We start from the raw sequence: 17,002 nt of genomic DNA, 5'->3' as shown, positions 1-17,002 counted from the left end.
TAATTACGAAGGCTTAGAGTTACCTGATCTCATTACACCGAGTCAATCTAGGAGGGGCCCGTACTAAAATGAATTCGCGCCGCATTAGGAACATTTATGCCCATTGTTTAGGCAAAATTCACCATTCAGAACCCACCCCACTAAAAAAGGTACGCCGTACCCTTTAGTAATGCATTGCACTCCAAAAAGGTACGGCGTACCTTCAGGGCAGATGAATGAGCTGAGTGATGAGGAACTGTTAATTAAGCTGTCCGAAGGGGAACGCAAAGCCCTGGACATCCTCTATTTAAGACACTCGGGTCGAGTTCTGAGCTACGCCCTTAAACGTCGCCTGCCACAGGAACGCGCCGAGGACCTGCTTCAGATCGTCTTCTTGCAGCTTTACCGCAAAAAACACCTCTATGATCCCAAACACTCGGCCCTGGCCTGGCTTTATGTGATCACCCGAAGTGAGCTAAAAGACTATAGAAATCGCGAAATTAAAGATTTCCTCGAATGGGAAGAATCCCTGTCACAAACTGAAGCCCCGACTCCTAATATAGAGGACAGCCAGGAGGCGGCGGTCTTGCTGAAGGATCTTAAACCCCGCGAACAGGAAGTCATGAAACTCCGTTATCTGGACGAGATGGAGTATGATGAAATTGCGGCTTTGCTGAAAGAATCAGAAAGCAATATCCGTCAGATTGTTTCACGCAGTCTGAAGTTTCTGCGAGGCCATAAGGCGAAAGGAGTATCCAAGTGACAGACTTAAAAAAAGACTTTCAGTCGTTTGCCGAAGATAGCTCCCCTGCTGGATCCTCTTTTGTTTTAAATAAAATCAACTCCACTTTGGCGCAGGAACTGCCCTCGGCCTGGAAAGTTGCCACCAAACTGGGCTTTGCCCACGCCGTGGGAACGGCTCTGACCATGGCTTCGTGTTCACAGTTTGGCCTGACACTCTTTAATACCGGTCACGACCTGATGCACACCTTTATGGATGTCAGCCCCTTGTTCTGCCATTCCATGTGTGGCGCATACTATCTGGCTGTGACCTTCTTACTTGCCCGCTTCTTCTTAAACCGCGAAGAATGGCTGGTGCTTCTGCGCACGCGCGTGCTCAGCATCGCCAGCGTGGCTTTAGTTTCTTTAGGAGTCTTTTCAGCCATCAGCCATGAGGTCACTTGGGAAAGTGCGGTCTTGTGGTTGTTCGGTGCGTCTTTGGGCGCAGAACTGATGACCGTCAGCAAACGCAGCTTTAAGGCTTTTCTAAAAAGTATCTAAGCCCTAGCCTCTTCTCCGGAGGCCTTGGGATTGATTCCTCGCTTTTATCCCCAGAAATCTTAGACAGCATTGAAATATCTGCCTGTCTAAAATCCTGACAGTCGCCATTCGGCACCAATTCGTTGTATAAATGCGAAGATTTTTATCGAGGTGGTTATGAGCTTACGAACAACTTCTATCTTTGCACTATGTTTATTTTTAGGCGCTTGTGCATTTAAGAAGGACGGCGCAAAAGAGCCAAGTTCTCCCACTTCCAACTCAGATGTGATTGAAACTGTCGAAAAGGTTTCCTTCACTGGTGAGCTAAATGAATCCAATGTTAAGATTAATTTTATTGAGGATGAAGAGCCTGGTCTTTATCGTTTAGAAATCACGTGGCCAGAGGAAGTTCCGGCGATGAAGGTGAGCGTTGGCAACACTCCCTATCAAATTTTAAAATCAGGCAATCGCTTCACAATGCCCATTGGATATAGCACAAAAACCAATATTCACCTTGTGGCACTCAATGCTCTTGGCGGCGAAAGCTCTACTTTTACAGCCGAGGCAACATCACCCAAGGATATCCTTATCTCAAATGAAGAATATCTAGATCAGGACTCCGTCATTTCTGCCAATCGCATCTACTTGCTTGAAAATGGGCGCATTATCACAAACGGATACGATCTATCTCTAAATGCAAATAAAATTTATGTAACCTCTCCAAGCTTAGAGTCAAAGTCGAGAATGCATTTCCGAGATGCTCACATTCTAACAACAACGCCGAAAAACGTTGCCACTAGTATAGAGTTCCTCAAAGGATCACATATCAAAATCAAAGCCCAAAAAGCCGTCGGTCACCTGCGTGTGGCGATGGTTGGCTTCAATGGTATCGATGGCAAACCCGGCTCCAATGGCACGGCTGGAACTGTTGGCAAAAAAGGCCGCGATGGCGACATCAAGGACTTCAGCGAGTATTGTGTAAACGACGACGGCCGCCCTTGCCTTGGCTCCTCACAAATATCCTGTACGGCTAACCCAACCAACGGGGAAGCTGGTTCCCCCGGATCTCAGGGACAAGATGGCGAATCCGGAAGCGCCGGTGGCAACAGTGGCATCCTGACTGCCATCATCGACGATCATACCCAGTTCAAACTTGAAGTCGCGCAACGTCGCGGCCTTGGCGGACGCGGGGGAGCTGGCGGCAAAGGCGGACAAGGCGGTCCAGGCGGAGCTCCAGGCGATAATCCCTTAAAAAAATGTAAAAGCGCGGCAGTCGGCCCCCGCGGAACCAACGGCGCAGACGGAAAGCCCGGCCCAGACGGCAAAGCGGGCCTACTTGACGATGTCATCACCAATGTCAGCAATTTTTCACGCTACGAAATAGACTAGATATAACGCGCTGTAGACCCTAAAAAGATCCGGGAACTTTCAGAGTGATTTCCAAAGGAAAGTGATCGGAACTCAACACTGTATGGTGGACTTTGGCTTTGACGACTTCAAAGCCGCGCACGAAAACGTGATCCAGCTTTAAGATCCGACCATCATCATCCAGATCCAGATGCTCCAGCCCCAGATCACGGAAGATGCTTTTCATGATCATATAGCGTTTGAAATTCCAGGTATTAAAATCCCCAGCCAGAACAATCGGCCCGTCAAACTGGGAAATCCGCGAAGCGATTTCATACAGTGATGCCGTGAAGGCGTTTAAGGTCACAAAGTTTAAAACATGTGTGCAGACGAAAAGGGCCTTCTTATCCCCGAACTGATATTCACTGAACAGGGTTAGCTTCGGCGTCAGCCAGAAAAGCTCCCGCGTCTTGGCGCGGATAAAATCCACGGACTGCGGAGTCAAACGTGAGCCGATCGCCACCCCGGTACTGGAAAGGTCTTTCTTATAGTGAAAGCTTTGCGCCAGATGCCACTCGTATGAGGAAAAATCATTCCTCCAGATCTGTGGCATTTTCTGATCCAACAAGGCTTCCTGCAAAAAGATAAAATCCTTGTTCTGCCCCAGTCGTTTGAAATCACTTTCAAACAAAGCGGCGCGCTGCCCTTTATAGACGTTCCAGACGAAGATATCAAACTGCGAAGGCGCCGCTGGAAGACTCACTCCCTCGCCGATCTTCAACAGAACTTTTTCTTTCGCAGGAACTACAAAGGGCACCATCTCGTTTACTTCACCTTGCTTAAATAGGCTTCATCCACTGTTGCTACCTGCAAACTTTGCGCTTCCTGGCGTTCTTGTTCAGCCAGAAGCGTCGACAGGTAGCGTTCACTGTAACTTGGAATAATCACAACAATGTTTTTACCACGATTTTCTTCTTTGGCCGCCTGACGAAGACCCGCCGCAATCGCTGCGCCGGAAGAAATTCCCACCGGAATGCCTTCGGCCTTAATCACCTCGCGAGCTGTCTTGATGGACTCCTCGGACGACACTTGCTCGACCCCGTCCACGACAGAGCGGTCCATCACACTGGGCACAAATCCCGCCCCCAGGCCTTGAATTTTATGTGGGCCGGGTTTACCGCCGGAAAGCACCGGGCTTTCCACGGGTTCAACCGCAATCATTTTCACACTTGGTTTTTTGGACTTTAAGAAAGTCCCCACACCGGTGATGGTGCCCGAGGTGCCGACTCCACTGATAACCATATCCACCTTGCCATCCGTGTCGTTCCAAATTTCCGGACCGGTGGTTTCTTTATGAATCGACGGATTGGCGGGATTATCAAACTGCCCGGCCGTCCACGAGTTCGGAGTCTTTTCTAAAAGCTCCATGGCCTTGGCAATGGCCCCTTTCATCCCCAACGGTCCAGGAGTCAGAACGATCTTGGCTCCCAAGAGCAACAGCAAGGTGCGACGCTCTTGCGACATGGTTTCTGGCATGGTCAACGTCAGATCATACCCTTTGGCCGCCGCCACAAAAGCCAACGCAATCCCCGTGTTGCCACTGGTGGGCTCGATGATTTTCATTCCGGGTTTGAGCTTTCCACTGCGTTCGGCGTCTTCAATCATGGCAAGGCCAATACGGTCTTTCACAGAGCCCAACGGATTAAAAAATTCGAGCTTCAGCAAAAGTTTTCCAGGCAAACCCTTTCCGATTCTTTGCATTTCAATCAAGGGGGTTTGACCTACGGTTTTTGTGATATCAGAATATACTTTCATATGTTGCCTGTCTTGGATATGGAGATAACGACCTATCTTTTAATGATACTCCCAACGGCCGGGCTGACAAAGTTGAAGTTTGTAAAAGTTTGTTTTCATTTCGTTAATACGGGGGGCCCCTATGGCAACTGAACCTTTCTCCAGCTCTGTGACCAGCTATTGTTTCCGTTTGAGACCCGGACAGGACCTTAAAAAAGAGCTTATTTATTATTGCCAACTGCATCACCTGCACGCGGCCTGCGTGGTCAGTTGTGTAGGAAGCCTTAACAAGGCCCACCTTCGCTTGTCTAACGGCAAGGATGTCGTCGAATTCCAAGGTCCGTTTGAAATCGTCTCTTTAAGCGGAACCGTCAACAGCACCGCAGCCCACCTGCATATTTCCATCAGCGATTTTGAGGGCAAAGTCCTTGGGGGGCATCTGATGGATGGATCTGAAATCTACACCACAGCCGAGATCGTGCTGCTGGAAAATCGCGATCTGACCTTCCAGAGAGAAAACGACGGCCACACCGGATATAAAGAGCTGCTGATTCAGAAGCGAGGCTAGCCTCGATAGGACAAAATTCTCATTTTGAGAGCGCAACACCTTTAGTATTGCAATTGTATATACATGTATATACAATTGCCTTATATGTTTATTTTTGAAATCACAGATGCTTTCAATGCTGCCAAACTTAAGTTCGCCGTTGTCGGAGGATACGCCCTAGCACTCCATGGCCTGGTTCGAGCCACAATGGACGTTGATTTTGTGTTAAGCCTCACAAAAGAAGACTTCGAGCTAGCAGAAAAAACTTTGCAAAAAGTAGGACTTCAATCCCGCATCCCTGTCAGAGCCCAAGATCTGATTAGTATGCGACAAGAATACATCGAAAATCGCAACCTGATTGCTTGGTCCTTTGTGGACTATAAGGACCCTTCTCGGCAGGTGGACATTCTGATCACAAAAGACCTTAAAACAATGGAAATAGAAAAAGTATCTGTCGGTGGACGCAAAATTCCTGTCGCCAGCCTTCACGAACTTCTTAAGATGAAAACTGAATCCGGGCGCCCCCAGGATCTGATCGACATAGAAAATATAAAGGCCAAATTGCGTGAAAAAGGTTAAAACCTCATCAAAAGAAAAGTCGCAGACGATTTCTCCCGAATCAGCCCTAAGATTCCTTGAGGACATGCGAGTAATGTCTTCTCAAATCGATGAACCCACAGTGGCTATCAGTCTGCGGGTTCCGGAAAATATTTTAAGAAGTATAAAGTTAAAAGCTAAAGCAGATGGCAAGAAATACCAATCTCTTATGATCGAGTATCTTCGTAAAGGGCTCTTGGAAAATTAGCTTTTTTTGTTAAAGCTCTAGACACCCGTCCTCAGCTTGAAACATTCAGGCATTTTTGCTGGAATTCTTTTTGGGCTTCAGGATAATAAGTCCCAGCGGAGGACTTCATGAAGAAGTACATGACAGCATCGATGCTTGCTCTATCACTGATGATGACCCACAACGCACAAGCCGACAGCGCCCTGGGTGTGGTGCTCGGCGACCCGACGGGCTTTTCAGGACGAACAAGCCTGGACGGGCAACACTCCCTCGAAGGGGCCCTGGCGTATTCGACCGGACATCATTCCGGACTGCATGTGCACGGGACATATTTATGGGATCGTGCTCGCGTGTTTTCTGTCGAACGCAGCGGCCCGATTGAAATGTACTATGGCTTAGGACTGCGTTTGATTTCCATTAACAGTGGGAAGCATGATGGTGAAATTGCTATTGGCCCGCGCGCTCCACTGGGATTGGTGTACAAGATCAACAATCCCAATCTTGAGTTCTTTGGCGAGCTGTCCTTGGCCTTAGATGTTGTGCCCGACACGGATGTGGATTTGGACGCAGGCATTGGCATACGAATTCGCTTCTGACACATCACCCACATTCAGGACCGCCACCAAAGTCGCAATTGAAAAGCAGAATATTCCTCTTGGATTGACCGAGTTTATGTAGTCATCAAAACTTGGAAGTAAACAAATCAAGGAGGATTTATACTATGAAAAAATACGGCATCGGCGTATTGACGGCCCTTTTGCTCCCGGCCTGCGCCACAGTTAAAAGCATGGACGAGGTGACAGCTATTCAGACCAAGCATCAGGAAGAAGCTTACAAAGAAGCCAAAGACGCCAGCTTCAAAACCCACAACGGAAAGTTCAGCAAGGTCTATAATGGAAAGATCAAACGCATCGGCATCCTGACCACTTCTTTAGCATGGGACGACAAAGGCTGGAGAGAAGCCAGCCTTAAAGAGCGCACCTACTTCATGGGCCCTTCTGCAGCTCTTGCAGACTATCGCACGGTTTCTGATGCCGTCTTGAATGAAATCAAAACACAACTTGAAAAGCAAGGTTACGAGGTCCTGACTCCTGCGCAGTTGGCTGAAGCATCACCCACCTACAAAGCCCTGCCCGACCTTACTGCCGTTCAGGCTTTCAGCCCAACTTATGGTCAAGAATTCCAGGGCGTTCACGCTACCGGTTCAAAATACATCGACCGTCTTGCGCGCGAAGGAAAGATCCTGTCCCAGATCCAAAACGAAAGCAAAGTGGATGCTTTTATTGACTTCGGCTATAACGAACACAACAAGACTGCCACCGAAGCTCGATACAAAGATCTTGATCTGCTAGGATCTGGCGGCCAGGGAACGATTTACTTCAATATCTGTGTTTCGAATGAAAAAGCAAAAGAGCACGGTATTAGCTTCGGTCTTTTTGGAAGTCCGAATCACTGCGGCTCGGCCCAGGTTGAAATCGTCGCGGGCAGATATCTTCCTTCAACAAACTACGAAAAGTCAGAGCATTTTGCTGAGGCGAAAAAAGTGGGTTTTGAAGGCATGAAGGCTACCTACACTTCTGCAGCCAGAGGACTGATTGAAGCGTTGGATGAGGAGTTTTTGAAGTAGATCTCATTGTGGAGGCTCCGAAGGGGCCTCTTTTTTTGGGGACAGTTTTAGACTGCCCCCTATTGCGCCCGACACGGATGTGGATTTGGACGCAGAAATGAACATCAGGATTCGCATCCAACAAAGAATCCCGACTCGTGGCAGCAAAAATACATATAAACATGCTATTTTTTATTGCGACTTAATTCGGGGGCCAATAGATTGCTCGGATGCAATACAATCATCCGATAGTAATTCAAGGTGGCATGGGGATCGCGGTTTCTGACTGGCGTTTGGCAAAAACAGTTTCTCAAACAGGTCAGTTGGGCGTGGTTTCCGGGACGGCGATTAATTCCGTGTTGGTGCGCCGCCTGCAAGATGGTGACCTTGAAGGACATTGTCGCCGCGCTCTGAAGGCCTTCCCTTCTCAAAGCATCGCGCAAAAGATTCTGGATACTTACTTTATCGAAGGCGGACGTACAGCTCTTCAGCCCTACAAGCGTCCCCCGATGTTTTCTGTTGAATCCCCGAAGTTTCTTCTTCAATTGACCGTCGCAGCCTGCTTCGTGGAAGTGTGGCTGGCGCGTGAAGGCCACAACGGCGTTGTGGGGTTGAACCTTCTGGAAAAAGTGGTTCTACCAAATCTAGCGTGCCTTTATGGCGGACTGCTAGCGGGCGTTGACTACGTTATCATGGGGGCTGGGATTCCTCGCGAAATCCCAGGGGCGTTGGATTTACTAAGTCAAAACCAAAAAGCGGGATTGAAAGTCCCCGTGGCTGGTGCTGCCGAAGACACCATGACTTATTTCGATCCTCAAGAGGTCATGGAAGATACGGTGCTGGCTCCGTTGAAGCGTCCGTACTTCTTCCCGATTGTTTCGTCAGCGATCCTGGCTGCGAACTTAAAGAAAAAATCCACAGGCCGCGTGGATGGATTTATCGTCGAAGGTCCTTTGGCTGGTGGGCACAATGCGCCTCCACGTGGACCGATGAAATTAAACGACAAGGGCGAGCCTATTTATGGCGAACGCGATGAAGTGTGTTTGAAAGAAATGGCGGCGCTGGAGCTTCCGTTCTGGATGGCAGGTTATTATGCAACTCCGGAAAAACTGCAGGAAGTTCGTGCGATGGGAGCTCACGGGGTTCAAGTCGGAACTCTGTTTGCTTTCTCGGAAGAATCCGGAGTGAAGCAGGAGCTTAAACACAATGCGCTTAAAACTATTTTAATTGAAAAAGCCCCTGAGGGCGGCTGGATCTTTACCGATCCAAGATCTTCACCAACAGGCTTCCCGTTTAAGGCGGCTCGTCTGCCGGGAACTATTTCTGAGGAATCCATTTACGCCAGCCGCAAACGCATTTGCGACTTAGGTTACCTTCGTCATGCGTATCAGAAAGAAGACGGCAGTATTGGGCAGCGCTGTCCGGCTGAGGTGAATGACTATGTCAAAAAAGGTGGCTTGCTTGAAGATACTGTCGGACGCAAATGTCTTTGCAATGCCTTGATGGCAGATGTGGGCATGGCGCAGATTCAAGCCGGTGGTCAGGAAGAAATCTCCTTGCTGACAGCCGGGGATGACTTAAACAACGTGGCGCGTATGCTGAAAGATGGAAAGACATCCTACAGCGCACGTGAGGTTGTAAGTTATTTGTTGGATCTTGAAGGTCGCACTGAAACATCAGTACAGGCACATCCGACAATATAAAAAGATCTGATTCTAAGTATCAGATCTCACGTTGCGATAACGAAGCTCTTTGGGTCTCTCGTTGTCTATTATTGAAATCAACGTGACCTCACGATCATTATGGTTAACGACCCATCTTACAGAGTATCGACCACTGTAGATGGGTTTTCCTCGAACACCCGATTTTTCATGAACTATCCCCTGATCAGGGAAAAGTGTGAGGTCTTTAATTAGCCCTATCACTTCAATTTCAAATTCTTCAGATTTTTCAATCGCGAATTCAACATCATAATTTGCATCAATATTCGACTCAATAATGTAATCAACTATGAGTGCAAAATCCTCATTAAACAAATCGGTTAGAATCTCGATATACGGAGGAACTTTCAACCAACGTCCTTTTTATATTTAGCTCTTGCTGATGCCTTCGCCTTACTCATTGTTTCAGAAAGACTCTTACCAACGTCAACTCCACGAACAACTCGTCCTTCTGAAGCAGCCAATAAACCTTTATGAATACCTCGCAGCTCAGCCAACTCAAGCATTATACTTTCATAGGTTTCAGCATTCAAAACCACCACTGACTTTCCACCTGGGCGATTCACCTTCACAACTTCAGTATCTGCCACATCAAGCCACTCTTTCAAATTAGCTCTAAATTCGGTTCCACCAGTAGACTCCATAGATCCTCCATGGATTTAATGTACATTAATTGTACATTTCCATCAACATCCCCCGAAAATAAGGGCTATAGATGTGTAAATTATATGTAAGTAGATGGCGGGTCAACAGTGAACTCGCTCGAAAGAGCCTCTATGCCGGATTCGACATAGCCGAGCATCTACTCAGCTTTTCTTATTTTCCCAAACTAAGAATCAACACCTAAAGAACTTCTCAAAAGAGCACAAAGATTCTTTGAATAAACTCGCAATAAGATTACAAGTCGCTCACACCCCTCATTTAAAAACATGAGGGCACCGATAGCTTGACGTCTTTAACCTTCAATTCTTTGAAGTTGACCTTCCCCCAATAAACCAAGCCACTTGAAAGTTCGTAAAAGCCTGATATAAACGCCCAAAAAACGGGCAGAAGAAGGTTTTTCGATGAAAAAGAGTAAGTTCACAGAAGAGCAGATTATTGAAATCTTGGGTCAGAGAAATGCGGGGAAGTCAGTGGAAGATCTTTGCCGCCAGCACAAGGTGTCAGATGCAACGTTCTATAAGTGGCAAAAGAAGTACGGCTCTATGAGCACGACCGAGGCCAAACGCCTCAAGGAGCTTGAACTAGAAAATGCCCGAATGAAGAAGCTTATTGCAAATCTGTCCTTGGACAACTTGATTCTGAAAGAGGCTCTGGGAAAAAAGTAGGAAGGCCCTCTGAGCGAAAGGTTCTTGCGCGCGCAGCGATTGAGAGCCATGGAATTACGGCACGGCGGGCCTGCAAGATATTTGAAATCAATCGATACACCTGGTGGTATCAGCAGAAGCCTGATCGCAATGCGGATCTTCGAGTGCGCATGAAGGAGCTAGCGGCCCAGCATCCCGCTTACGGTCATCCAATGCTGCACTACCTGGTCCGCAGGGAGAATGAGGCCCCGATCAACAAAAAGAGAACTGAGCGGATTTACAGAGAGGAAAAACTATCATTGCGGATAAAAAAGAAGCGTAAAAAACTTCGTCACTTACGACTGGCACTCCCGCAGGCCGAGGAGGCAGATTCAGTGTGGTCGATGGACTTTGTCCATGATCGCGCAGCAAACAATCAACAACTTAAGTTCCTAACGATGGTTGACCACTGTACGCGTGAGATGCCGGACCTAGTGGTCCGAAGTAGCTTTAAAGGTGTTGATGTGGCAGCGACGTTAGAACGCCTGAGAATGTTTGGCCGAAAGCCACAAACGCTGGTGGTCGATAATGGTCCTGAGTTTCGCTCTAGGAGCCTGCAGCGGTGGGCAACGTTAAATGGGGTCCGATTGCACTTTATTGAACCAGGAAAACCCCAGCAGAACGGATATATTGAATCTTTGAACGGCAAGTTCAGAGCAGAATGTTTGGATAGAAATCTATTCGACAATTTGGACTTGGCAAGGGTTCTGACGCAGAAGTGGAAAACGGAGTACGAGACCTACAGACCGCATTCGAGTCTTAACGGTCTTACACCTTCAGAGTATGCAAAAAGTAAAGGATCAACAAAGCAGGTAAATAGCGAACTCAAAACTGGCTAGGTCTTAGGGGGAAGGTCAGAAGTAAATACGAAGGAGCTTTTTAGTGACGTGTTCGAATAAAATTATCATGACGTTGGCGGGACTTATTCTAGCAGGCTGCTCTTCTGGGGGCGGTGGTTCTGATGATGGATCCACGACGGCGGTTTTGGCAACAAAACCATCGACAGTGGTGACATCCCTTTCCAATAAGATCTCTGAGGTGGGTGCCAACATGGACAGTGCTCTGAACGGAGCTTCCATGGCCAGCATCAAAACCATGAGCACCGTTGATACCAAGTGCGGAGTTCATGGCGAGCCGCTGTTTCAGCCTTTGAAAACCAATCAGACTGATTGCGACGCAACGATGTCCGGGTACTGGGATTCAGAAGCATCTGAATGTAAGATGTCTTCTTCCGACGCCGCTTATACTGGCATGAAGTTCTTCTGCTTTATCGCGAAGGACACGGGCTCACCGGACAGTTTACAAGGGGCCTTCGGTCTATTTGGGAACATCAGCTGTTCACTTGAAAAGCAAGGTGTTCAGTGGGATGGAGTTCAGCGCACTATCGAAATGACGTTGTCCGAAAGTAACGGCTGCTTCCAACCAGGACAGCTTTCAGATGGTCCATGCAACGGGCAATCCAGTTGCACCATGACTGTGGATGTGACGGCCAGCACGCTTTCTGGACAGTACTATGACACCTCATTGGATCTTGAGATTGGCACCATGTACTATCGTGCCAAAGTGAAAGTATCTGATGGCATCACAGAACTGGCAGTTTCTAACAACGGTCAGGGTGTGGTCGACAATGAAGACGTTTATTCTGTGAAACTTGATGAAACCAACAAACGTTTTGCCTATGATGTCCAATCCCACGTAGTTTGACCGGTTTCAAGGGGGGCAAATCCCACGTAAGTGGACCGGCTTTGGGGGAAGTAAATCCCACCTAATTTGACCGGGCAATTGCTTACGTTTTCAGCACATTTTCTCCATCTGATCCCATGCGCTAAGCTGCTGGTTTAACAACCAGACTACAGCAAGGAATACGCATGCGGAAACTCAGAAAAAAGGACTTGGAGAAAATCACAGTGGACCGAAAAATCGTCGAAGGCCTTCGCGAAGGACACTCACTCACCGCACTGACTAAATCAACTGGTAAAGGCAAAGGTTACGTCATAAAAATCCGCGACCAGGCGATAGAGCATGGCTATGTAGCCGTCGCAAACCCAGAGAAGAAAATCTACTGCAAAACCTCAAAAGAAATCCCACCTTACCCAGAGGCGCTGTTTCCGCTGCGCGATGGTCGCAGCGAGAAGGCCATTGAAACGGATGCCATCTTAGATCCCAAGCGCGAATGGATCAAGGAGCGCATTGAACTTGGCTGGAGTCCGCAAAGTATTTTTGAAGAGCTTCCGCTCTCTGTCCCGCGATCTAACTTCTACCGCTACATTCACCGCCACAAACTTATGCGATCCGCACCTGCGCGCAATGTGATGGAGCTTGTTCACTCACCGGGGGAATGTCTGCAGGTGGACTGGGGAAAGCTCTTTGACGTCGTCGATCCTGTCACAAAAAAGAAAAAAACAATTTGGATTTTCGTTGGCGTTCTTGGGCATTCTCGTTACGAGATGGCCCGAGTTGTAGAGAAACTCGACTTTGAAACAACTGCCGAAGTTTTAATAAGCATGTTTGAGGAACTTGGCGGAGTCCCTCGTAAAGTGACTTCTGATAATCCCAAAGTCTTTGTTCATGAGGCATCAAAGCACGAGCCGACGTTGAACCCGGCCTTTGAAAGACTGGCCTCGCACTACGGGTTCGTTGTCGAGGCATTGCCGCCTTATTCTCCAGAGAAAAAAGGCAAAGTGGAGCGAATGGTTCCAATGAAGCGTCGCCTTTTTGAATCCTACGATAAGTCCCAATATTCACTGAGCGGCGCACAGTCACACATGAATAAAAAGATGAGTATCGCCAATGAGAGAAAGCACGGGACTCACCTACAAAAACCTTTGGATGTGTTTCTTAACGATGAAGCCTCGTTGTTAAAGCCTCTTCCTTTATTACGCTACGAAGTGGAAACCATCACTCGCTCAACAGTGAGGTCTGATGGTTATGTTCGCTTTGCAAACAAGTACTACCGAGTAGACACAAGACTCAAAGGCGAAATAGCTTTGGTGATTGGTAATTCAGTTCAAGTAAGTATCTACTGCAACGGTCGACTGTTAGAAGTTTACGAGCGCATCCAAGATAAATTCACAAGTAAAGCCTGTAAAGATCATTACAAGGAGTCTTGGGAGAAGACTCTTCAAGATCATGGTCACTATCTGAAGCAAGCAAAAATTATCGGCGTCAATGTTGAGCGCTTTGTAGGAATTATTTTGGCTCGAGGCGAAGGTTTTGTTGATACACGCAGCGTATGGGGTCTTCTGACGCTGAACAAGAAGTACAGCAATGCCGACATCGACAAGGCCTGCCTTTCAGCGCTGGAGTTATCACAGGTAAATTTAAAAACAGTTCATCAACTATTGAATATTATGGCAAAGCCAAAACCCAAAGCTCCTCGTCATGAGGAGGTTTTATCCGCGCAGACGGTGGGAGGTAAGTTTGCGCGCGACATGAGTGAGTATAAAAACCATTTACGTCTGGTTCATAGCAACCAGGCCCACTGAAAGGAAAGACAGTTATGACAATAGATGTGATACGCGATCAGTTAAAGCAGTTACGAATGCCCGCGGCATCCGCAGAGATCGAGGGTTTAGTTCAAAAAGGAAAACGCAGCCAGGATCTTAAGTGGCTCAGTGAGCTTCTATCCACGGAATTAGATGCAAGGGCAGATAACGCCGTAGAAAAAAGGATTAAGAAAGCGGAGTTCCCAGAGCGAAGAAGCTTTGAGCAGTTCAATTGGGATTTCAATAAAAAACTCCCGCGCGAAAAAATCGAGGATCTGAAAGATTTAAAGTTTATCGAGAACAACGAAATTGCATTGTTTTTGGGAAGTCCCGGCACGGGCAAGAGTCATCTTGCGATTGCTCTTGGGATGAGCGCTGCGCAGGCTGGTCACAGTGTTTTTTGTACGAGTGTAAAAAGACTTGGGACAAAGATCCGTAAAGCGCGCGAGAACAATAAGCTCGATGTTTTATTCAAACAAATTCTAACATCAAAGCTATGGATCTTGGATGACTGGGGCGTCGTAACAATGCCACGAGACGTGAGTGAGGAGATCTTCGATTTATTTGATCGACGCAAGCACAATTCGGCTATGATCTTAACCAGCAACCGCGACGTTGAAGAATGGCCACAAGTTTTTACCGATCCGATCCTGGCAAGTGCTGCCATCGACAGGATGTTCGAGAATGCCCATATTTGCATTTTTGAAGGCCCCAGTCACCGCATGAAGGGACGAATAACTTTCAACGATATTGACAGCGAGTAGAAAGACCAATAAACCCTCAAAAATCAGGTGGTCAAAGTATCTGAAACGAACCCGGTCAAACTAAGTGAAACGGAACACCTATGAAGGACGCTTTGACCGTATCGATGCCGACGGCTGCGGCGGAGGTTCCTGCGGTTGGAGCCGACACTATCGTGTTCTGCTGGATCTGCTCGATGGAACCAGCGAGATCATTCCAGAGGGCATTGAAGGCGTAATTTCTGATATTTATGACAATAGCGGGACCTATTACTCCAGCATGAGCACGATCAAAGGCTCCATGACCACGGGATCAGGACTGACGGGAATTCAATACAGCGCCTCGAACGCCAGCCTTGCCCATGTGGTTGACGCCAATAACCTTACCCAAAACACTATCAGCTGCTTTGCCTTGGATGCAGACCCCGCGGCGGGCGCCTGCGCTGGCAATGCCGGGATCACCAAGGGCACTGGCACTTTGGCTTTCTTCCTGCCGGGATCCACGTTTAAGTCAGAGACAACAGCTGCGGATAAGTATCTGGATGGCGATGTTTGGTTTGCAAATCTTGCCGGTTTGAACTTCACTTCGGTGAGTTTGGCGCCGGAGCAGTAGTACGTTTTAATGACGGGGCCCTTCCATGGCCCCGTACAATTTATGTGCCACTCAAGCGGACTCATGCCAACTCATAAACCCGATCAATCAGATATAAAGGAATTGCCACTAACTCAAATACTGCTGGAGAATCCATCCCCACAACACTTGCCTCAACGAGCTCACTCCCATATGGCAACAAGCTGATTCGCAATGCACGAGGCAATTTTCTTCGTTCTGCCATAAATAAGATTAAAGATTTCATCTTCCCAGAAACATCTGATTTAACTTCCACAGGCAGAGTCACTCCTTGCTTGGATATAACAAAATCCACTTCCGCCTTCTGCTTCTTTTTATCTCGAAGCCAGTAGTAAAGCTCTGACGATTCGAATCCATCTATTTTATAAAACAAGTGCTGCGCCACAAACTGTTCAGCTAAAGCACCTTTCGCCAAAAAGTCTTGCCCCATATCAGCCGAAAAGCTTTCCCAGCTTACGCCTTGTAAACATCCAGCCAAACCAACGTCCAAAAAATACGTTTTAAAGACTGATTCGTCAGCGCCGGCGGACAATGGAACCCCTGATGCATTGGTATGAATTACTGGTATTATGACACGAGCTTGTACCAGCAGTTGCAGTGCTGCTTTTAAATCACGAGATTTTTCCTCTCGATCTATTTCGCTAAACTTAACCTTTTCTCCAAGATGCCCGGGCACAAAGTTAAAAACTCTTCTAACTCTATCAACCTGGCTATGCTTTGCGTATTTGGAAAAATCATCCTGATAGGTCTGCAGAATGGATCTCTGAACCCTGCGAACCTCAATAAAACTATTCGTTAGTGCGTACTCCTTTACAGCCTCGGGCATGCCCCCAACAAAAAGGTATTCCCTATAGCGCTTGATCAGTCGAAAGTGAACCGCCTCTAGTAATGAATTCGGTGCTTTATTGATATAGTCCAGCAGTATGTTGTCTCCCAGAGCCTCTAAAAACTCTGAGAATTTCATCGGACCAAGAAAATAGTATTCCACCCGCCCCACAGGTATTGATACTGATTCTTGAGTTAAAGCAAACTCCAATAAAGATCCAGCAGCTATGACAGGCAGCCAAGGTCGTTCCTCATAGAAGTATCGCAGTACAGATAAAAGTTTGGGTTGATCTTGAATTTCATCCAAAAACAGCAATACACCAGGCTCAATCCTCTGATTGCACACAACTTCGATCTCTTGCATGATCGCAGTAAGTTCAATGCCATCAATATGCAATGACTTTAGCTGGTACTTCTCGAGATTAAGCTCAACCAGTTTTAAGCCTTTGATCTGAGCAAACTGCCGTACCAAGGTCGACTTACCCACTTGACGAGCCCCCCGCAACACCAGCGGTTTTCTGTTTTTTCTGTCTATCCAAGCACTTAAGTCAGTTATCGCAAATCTATTCATGTATCTATATTACCTATTTTGGTCAAAAATAGCTATTGTTTTATATTATTTTTGGTCAAATTTATGGGTTTTATTGGCCATTCGAATGACAACATGTGTATCAGTGCGAAGCTGTTTGAGTGGGAGGAGGAATATATGCACTATGCTCTGGATCAGAAAGCTTCTTTGTCTTGGATGCAGACCCTGCGGCGGGCGACTGCGCAGGCAATGCCGGAATCACCAAGGGCGCTGGCACTTTGGCGTTCTTCCTACCGGGATCCACATTTAAGTCCAAGACAACAGCTGCGGACAAGTATTTGGATGGCGATGATTTGCAAATCTTGCCGGGCTGAACTTCACTTCGGTGAGCTTGACCCCGGAGCAGTA

General features: G+C 47.4%; 21 protein-coding genes. 16 read left to right on the top strand and 5 right to left on the bottom strand.

Annotation, left to right across the window (positions count from 1 at the left end):
- Positions 1-211 precede the first annotated feature (211 nt).
- The 3 genes from ACZ5ZV_RS07800 to ACZ5ZV_RS07790 all read left to right on the top strand — a co-directional run bounded on the left by ACZ5ZV_RS07800 (position 212) and on the right by ACZ5ZV_RS07790 (position 2,628).
- A complete protein-coding gene (locus tag ACZ5ZV_RS07800) occupies positions 212-742 on the top strand; it encodes an RNA polymerase sigma factor (RefSeq protein ID WP_464120855.1) in 531 nt (176 codons plus the stop codon).
- Entirely contained in the window at positions 739-1,260 is a 522-nt protein-coding gene (locus ACZ5ZV_RS07795) for a hypothetical protein (RefSeq protein WP_464120854.1), read from the top strand. Before ACZ5ZV_RS07800 ends, ACZ5ZV_RS07795 begins: the two co-directional genes overlap by 4 nt.
- 156 nt (positions 1,261-1,416) lie before the next feature.
- Positions 1,417-2,628, top strand: coding sequence for a hypothetical protein (locus ACZ5ZV_RS07790; protein WP_464120853.1), 1,212 nt, complete (start codon positions 1,417-1,419; stop codon positions 2,626-2,628).
- 19 nt (positions 2,629-2,647) lie between these two features.
- Here ACZ5ZV_RS07790 and ACZ5ZV_RS07785 read toward each other — a convergent pair whose 3' ends face one another.
- Positions 2,648-3,406, bottom strand: a complete 759-nt coding sequence (locus ACZ5ZV_RS07785) for an endonuclease/exonuclease/phosphatase family protein (RefSeq protein WP_464120852.1) — start codon at positions 3,404-3,406, stop codon at positions 2,648-2,650.
- A 5-nt stretch (positions 3,407-3,411) separates the two neighbouring features.
- Positions 3,412-4,401, bottom strand: coding sequence for a cysteine synthase A (gene cysK / locus ACZ5ZV_RS07780; RefSeq protein WP_464120851.1), 990 nt, complete (start codon positions 4,399-4,401; stop codon positions 3,412-3,414).
- A 121-nt stretch (positions 4,402-4,522) separates the two neighbouring features.
- Here cysK and ACZ5ZV_RS07775 point away from each other — a divergent pair, with 121 nt between their 5' ends.
- From ACZ5ZV_RS07775 to ACZ5ZV_RS07750, 6 genes are all read left to right on the top strand, one after another.
- A complete protein-coding gene (locus ACZ5ZV_RS07775) occupies positions 4,523-4,948 on the top strand; it encodes a PPC domain-containing DNA-binding protein (protein ID WP_464120850.1) in 426 nt (141 codons plus the stop codon).
- 84 nt (positions 4,949-5,032) lie between these two features.
- Positions 5,033-5,506 (top strand): nucleotidyl transferase AbiEii/AbiGii toxin family protein, encoded by a 474-nt coding sequence (locus ACZ5ZV_RS07770; RefSeq protein WP_464120849.1) that lies wholly within the window; start codon positions 5,033-5,035, stop codon positions 5,504-5,506.
- Positions 5,507-5,570: 64 nt separating this feature from the next.
- Positions 5,571-5,732: a CopG family antitoxin gene (locus tag ACZ5ZV_RS07765; RefSeq protein WP_464121397.1), complete on the top strand. Its 162-nt coding sequence runs from the start codon at positions 5,571-5,573 to the stop codon at positions 5,730-5,732.
- Between the two features lie 119 nt (positions 5,733-5,851).
- A complete protein-coding gene (locus tag ACZ5ZV_RS07760; protein WP_464120848.1) occupies positions 5,852-6,307 on the top strand; it encodes a hypothetical protein in 456 nt (151 codons plus the stop codon).
- 125 nt (positions 6,308-6,432) lie between these two features.
- A complete protein-coding gene (locus ACZ5ZV_RS07755; RefSeq protein WP_464120847.1) occupies positions 6,433-7,338 on the top strand; it encodes a hypothetical protein in 906 nt (301 codons plus the stop codon).
- A gap of 209 nt (positions 7,339-7,547) precedes the next feature.
- Positions 7,548-9,020 carry a nitronate monooxygenase gene (locus ACZ5ZV_RS07750; RefSeq protein WP_464120845.1) on the top strand — a complete coding sequence of 491 codons (1,473 nt, stop codon included), beginning with the start codon at positions 7,548-7,550 and terminating at the stop codon, positions 9,018-9,020.
- A gap of 12 nt (positions 9,021-9,032) precedes the next feature.
- Here ACZ5ZV_RS07750 and ACZ5ZV_RS07745 read toward each other — a convergent pair whose 3' ends face one another.
- Both ACZ5ZV_RS07745 and ACZ5ZV_RS07740 read right to left on the bottom strand, forming a co-directional pair.
- Positions 9,033-9,389 carry a hypothetical protein gene (locus ACZ5ZV_RS07745; protein WP_464120844.1) on the bottom strand — a complete coding sequence of 119 codons (357 nt, stop codon included), beginning with the start codon at positions 9,387-9,389 and terminating at the stop codon, positions 9,033-9,035.
- A complete protein-coding gene (locus ACZ5ZV_RS07740) occupies positions 9,386-9,682 on the bottom strand; it encodes a type II toxin-antitoxin system Phd/YefM family antitoxin (RefSeq protein WP_464120843.1) in 297 nt (98 codons plus the stop codon). Before ACZ5ZV_RS07740 ends, ACZ5ZV_RS07745 begins: the two co-directional genes overlap by 4 nt.
- A gap of 420 nt (positions 9,683-10,102) precedes the next feature.
- Between ACZ5ZV_RS07740 and tnpA the strand changes: the two genes are divergently transcribed.
- From tnpA to ACZ5ZV_RS07710, 6 genes are all read left to right on the top strand, one after another.
- Positions 10,103-10,366, top strand: a complete 264-nt coding sequence (gene tnpA / locus ACZ5ZV_RS07735) for an IS66 family insertion sequence element accessory protein TnpA (protein WP_464119616.1) — start codon at positions 10,103-10,105, stop codon at positions 10,364-10,366.
- Positions 10,367-10,404: 38 nt separating this feature from the next.
- Positions 10,405-11,223 (top strand): IS3 family transposase, encoded by an 819-nt coding sequence (locus tag ACZ5ZV_RS07730; protein WP_464121378.1) that lies wholly within the window; start codon positions 10,405-10,407, stop codon positions 11,221-11,223.
- Positions 11,224-11,266: 43 nt separating this feature from the next.
- A complete protein-coding gene (locus tag ACZ5ZV_RS07725) occupies positions 11,267-12,088 on the top strand; it encodes a hypothetical protein (protein WP_464120841.1) in 822 nt (273 codons plus the stop codon).
- A gap of 164 nt (positions 12,089-12,252) precedes the next feature.
- Positions 12,253-13,869, top strand: a complete 1,617-nt coding sequence (gene istA / locus ACZ5ZV_RS07720; protein WP_464117241.1) for an IS21 family transposase — start codon at positions 12,253-12,255, stop codon at positions 13,867-13,869.
- 14 nt (positions 13,870-13,883) lie between these two features.
- Positions 13,884-14,633, top strand: a complete 750-nt coding sequence (gene istB, locus ACZ5ZV_RS07715) for an IS21-like element helper ATPase IstB (protein ID WP_464117240.1) — start codon at positions 13,884-13,886, stop codon at positions 14,631-14,633.
- A gap of 64 nt (positions 14,634-14,697) precedes the next feature.
- Entirely contained in the window at positions 14,698-15,222 is a 525-nt protein-coding gene (locus ACZ5ZV_RS07710; RefSeq protein ID WP_464120839.1) for a hypothetical protein, read from the top strand.
- 61 nt (positions 15,223-15,283) lie between these two features.
- Here the strand turns inward: ACZ5ZV_RS07710 and ACZ5ZV_RS07705 are convergent, their stop codons facing one another.
- Complete coding sequence (locus ACZ5ZV_RS07705; RefSeq protein WP_464120837.1) at positions 15,284-16,636, bottom strand: ATP-binding protein; 1,353 nt, start codon at positions 16,634-16,636, stop codon at positions 15,284-15,286.
- A 170-nt stretch (positions 16,637-16,806) separates the two neighbouring features.
- Between ACZ5ZV_RS07705 and ACZ5ZV_RS07700 the strand changes: the two genes are divergently transcribed.
- On the top strand, positions 16,807-16,968 hold the full coding sequence (locus ACZ5ZV_RS07700) for a hypothetical protein (protein ID WP_464120836.1): 162 nt from the start codon (positions 16,807-16,809) through the stop codon (positions 16,966-16,968).
- Positions 16,969-17,002 lie beyond the last annotated feature (34 nt).

The sequence above is a fragment of the Bdellovibrio sp. HAGR004 genome (genome assembly GCF_055397015.1).
The sequence above is the reverse complement of the archived record's forward strand: the minus strand, read 5'-3'. Positions and strand labels throughout refer to the sequence as shown.

Excerpts from the sequence above, each read along its gene's own strand:
- ACZ5ZV_RS07800 (WP_464120855.1), top strand. The coding sequence starts at position 212 with ATGAATGAGCTGAGTGATGAGGAACTGTTAATTAAGCTGTCCGAAGGG.
- ACZ5ZV_RS07790 (WP_464120853.1), top strand. The coding sequence starts at position 1,417 with ATGAGCTTACGAACAACTTCTATCTTTGCACTATGTTTATTTTTAGGC.
- ACZ5ZV_RS07785 (WP_464120852.1), bottom strand. The coding sequence starts at position 3,406 with ATGGTGCCCTTTGTAGTTCCTGCGAAAGAAAAAGTTCTGTTGAAGATC.
- cysK (WP_464120851.1), bottom strand. The coding sequence starts at position 4,401 with ATGAAAGTATATTCTGATATCACAAAAACCGTAGGTCAAACCCCCTTG.
- ACZ5ZV_RS07775 (WP_464120850.1), top strand. The coding sequence starts at position 4,523 with ATGGCAACTGAACCTTTCTCCAGCTCTGTGACCAGCTATTGTTTCCGT.
- ACZ5ZV_RS07770 (WP_464120849.1), top strand. The coding sequence starts at position 5,033 with ATGTTTATTTTTGAAATCACAGATGCTTTCAATGCTGCCAAACTTAAG.
- ACZ5ZV_RS07765 (WP_464121397.1), top strand. The coding sequence starts at position 5,571 with ATGCGAGTAATGTCTTCTCAAATCGATGAACCCACAGTGGCTATCAGT.
- ACZ5ZV_RS07760 (WP_464120848.1), top strand. The coding sequence starts at position 5,852 with ATGACAGCATCGATGCTTGCTCTATCACTGATGATGACCCACAACGCA.
- ACZ5ZV_RS07755 (WP_464120847.1), top strand. The coding sequence starts at position 6,433 with ATGAAAAAATACGGCATCGGCGTATTGACGGCCCTTTTGCTCCCGGCC.
- ACZ5ZV_RS07750 (WP_464120845.1), top strand. The coding sequence starts at position 7,548 with ATGCAATACAATCATCCGATAGTAATTCAAGGTGGCATGGGGATCGCG.
- ACZ5ZV_RS07740 (WP_464120843.1), bottom strand. The coding sequence starts at position 9,682 with ATGGAGTCTACTGGTGGAACCGAATTTAGAGCTAATTTGAAAGAGTGG.
- tnpA (WP_464119616.1), top strand. The coding sequence starts at position 10,103 with ATGAAAAAGAGTAAGTTCACAGAAGAGCAGATTATTGAAATCTTGGGT.
- istA (WP_464117241.1), top strand. The coding sequence starts at position 12,253 with ATGCGGAAACTCAGAAAAAAGGACTTGGAGAAAATCACAGTGGACCGA.
- istB (WP_464117240.1), top strand. The coding sequence starts at position 13,884 with ATGACAATAGATGTGATACGCGATCAGTTAAAGCAGTTACGAATGCCC.
- ACZ5ZV_RS07705 (WP_464120837.1), bottom strand. The coding sequence starts at position 16,636 with ATGAATAGATTTGCGATAACTGACTTAAGTGCTTGGATAGACAGAAAA.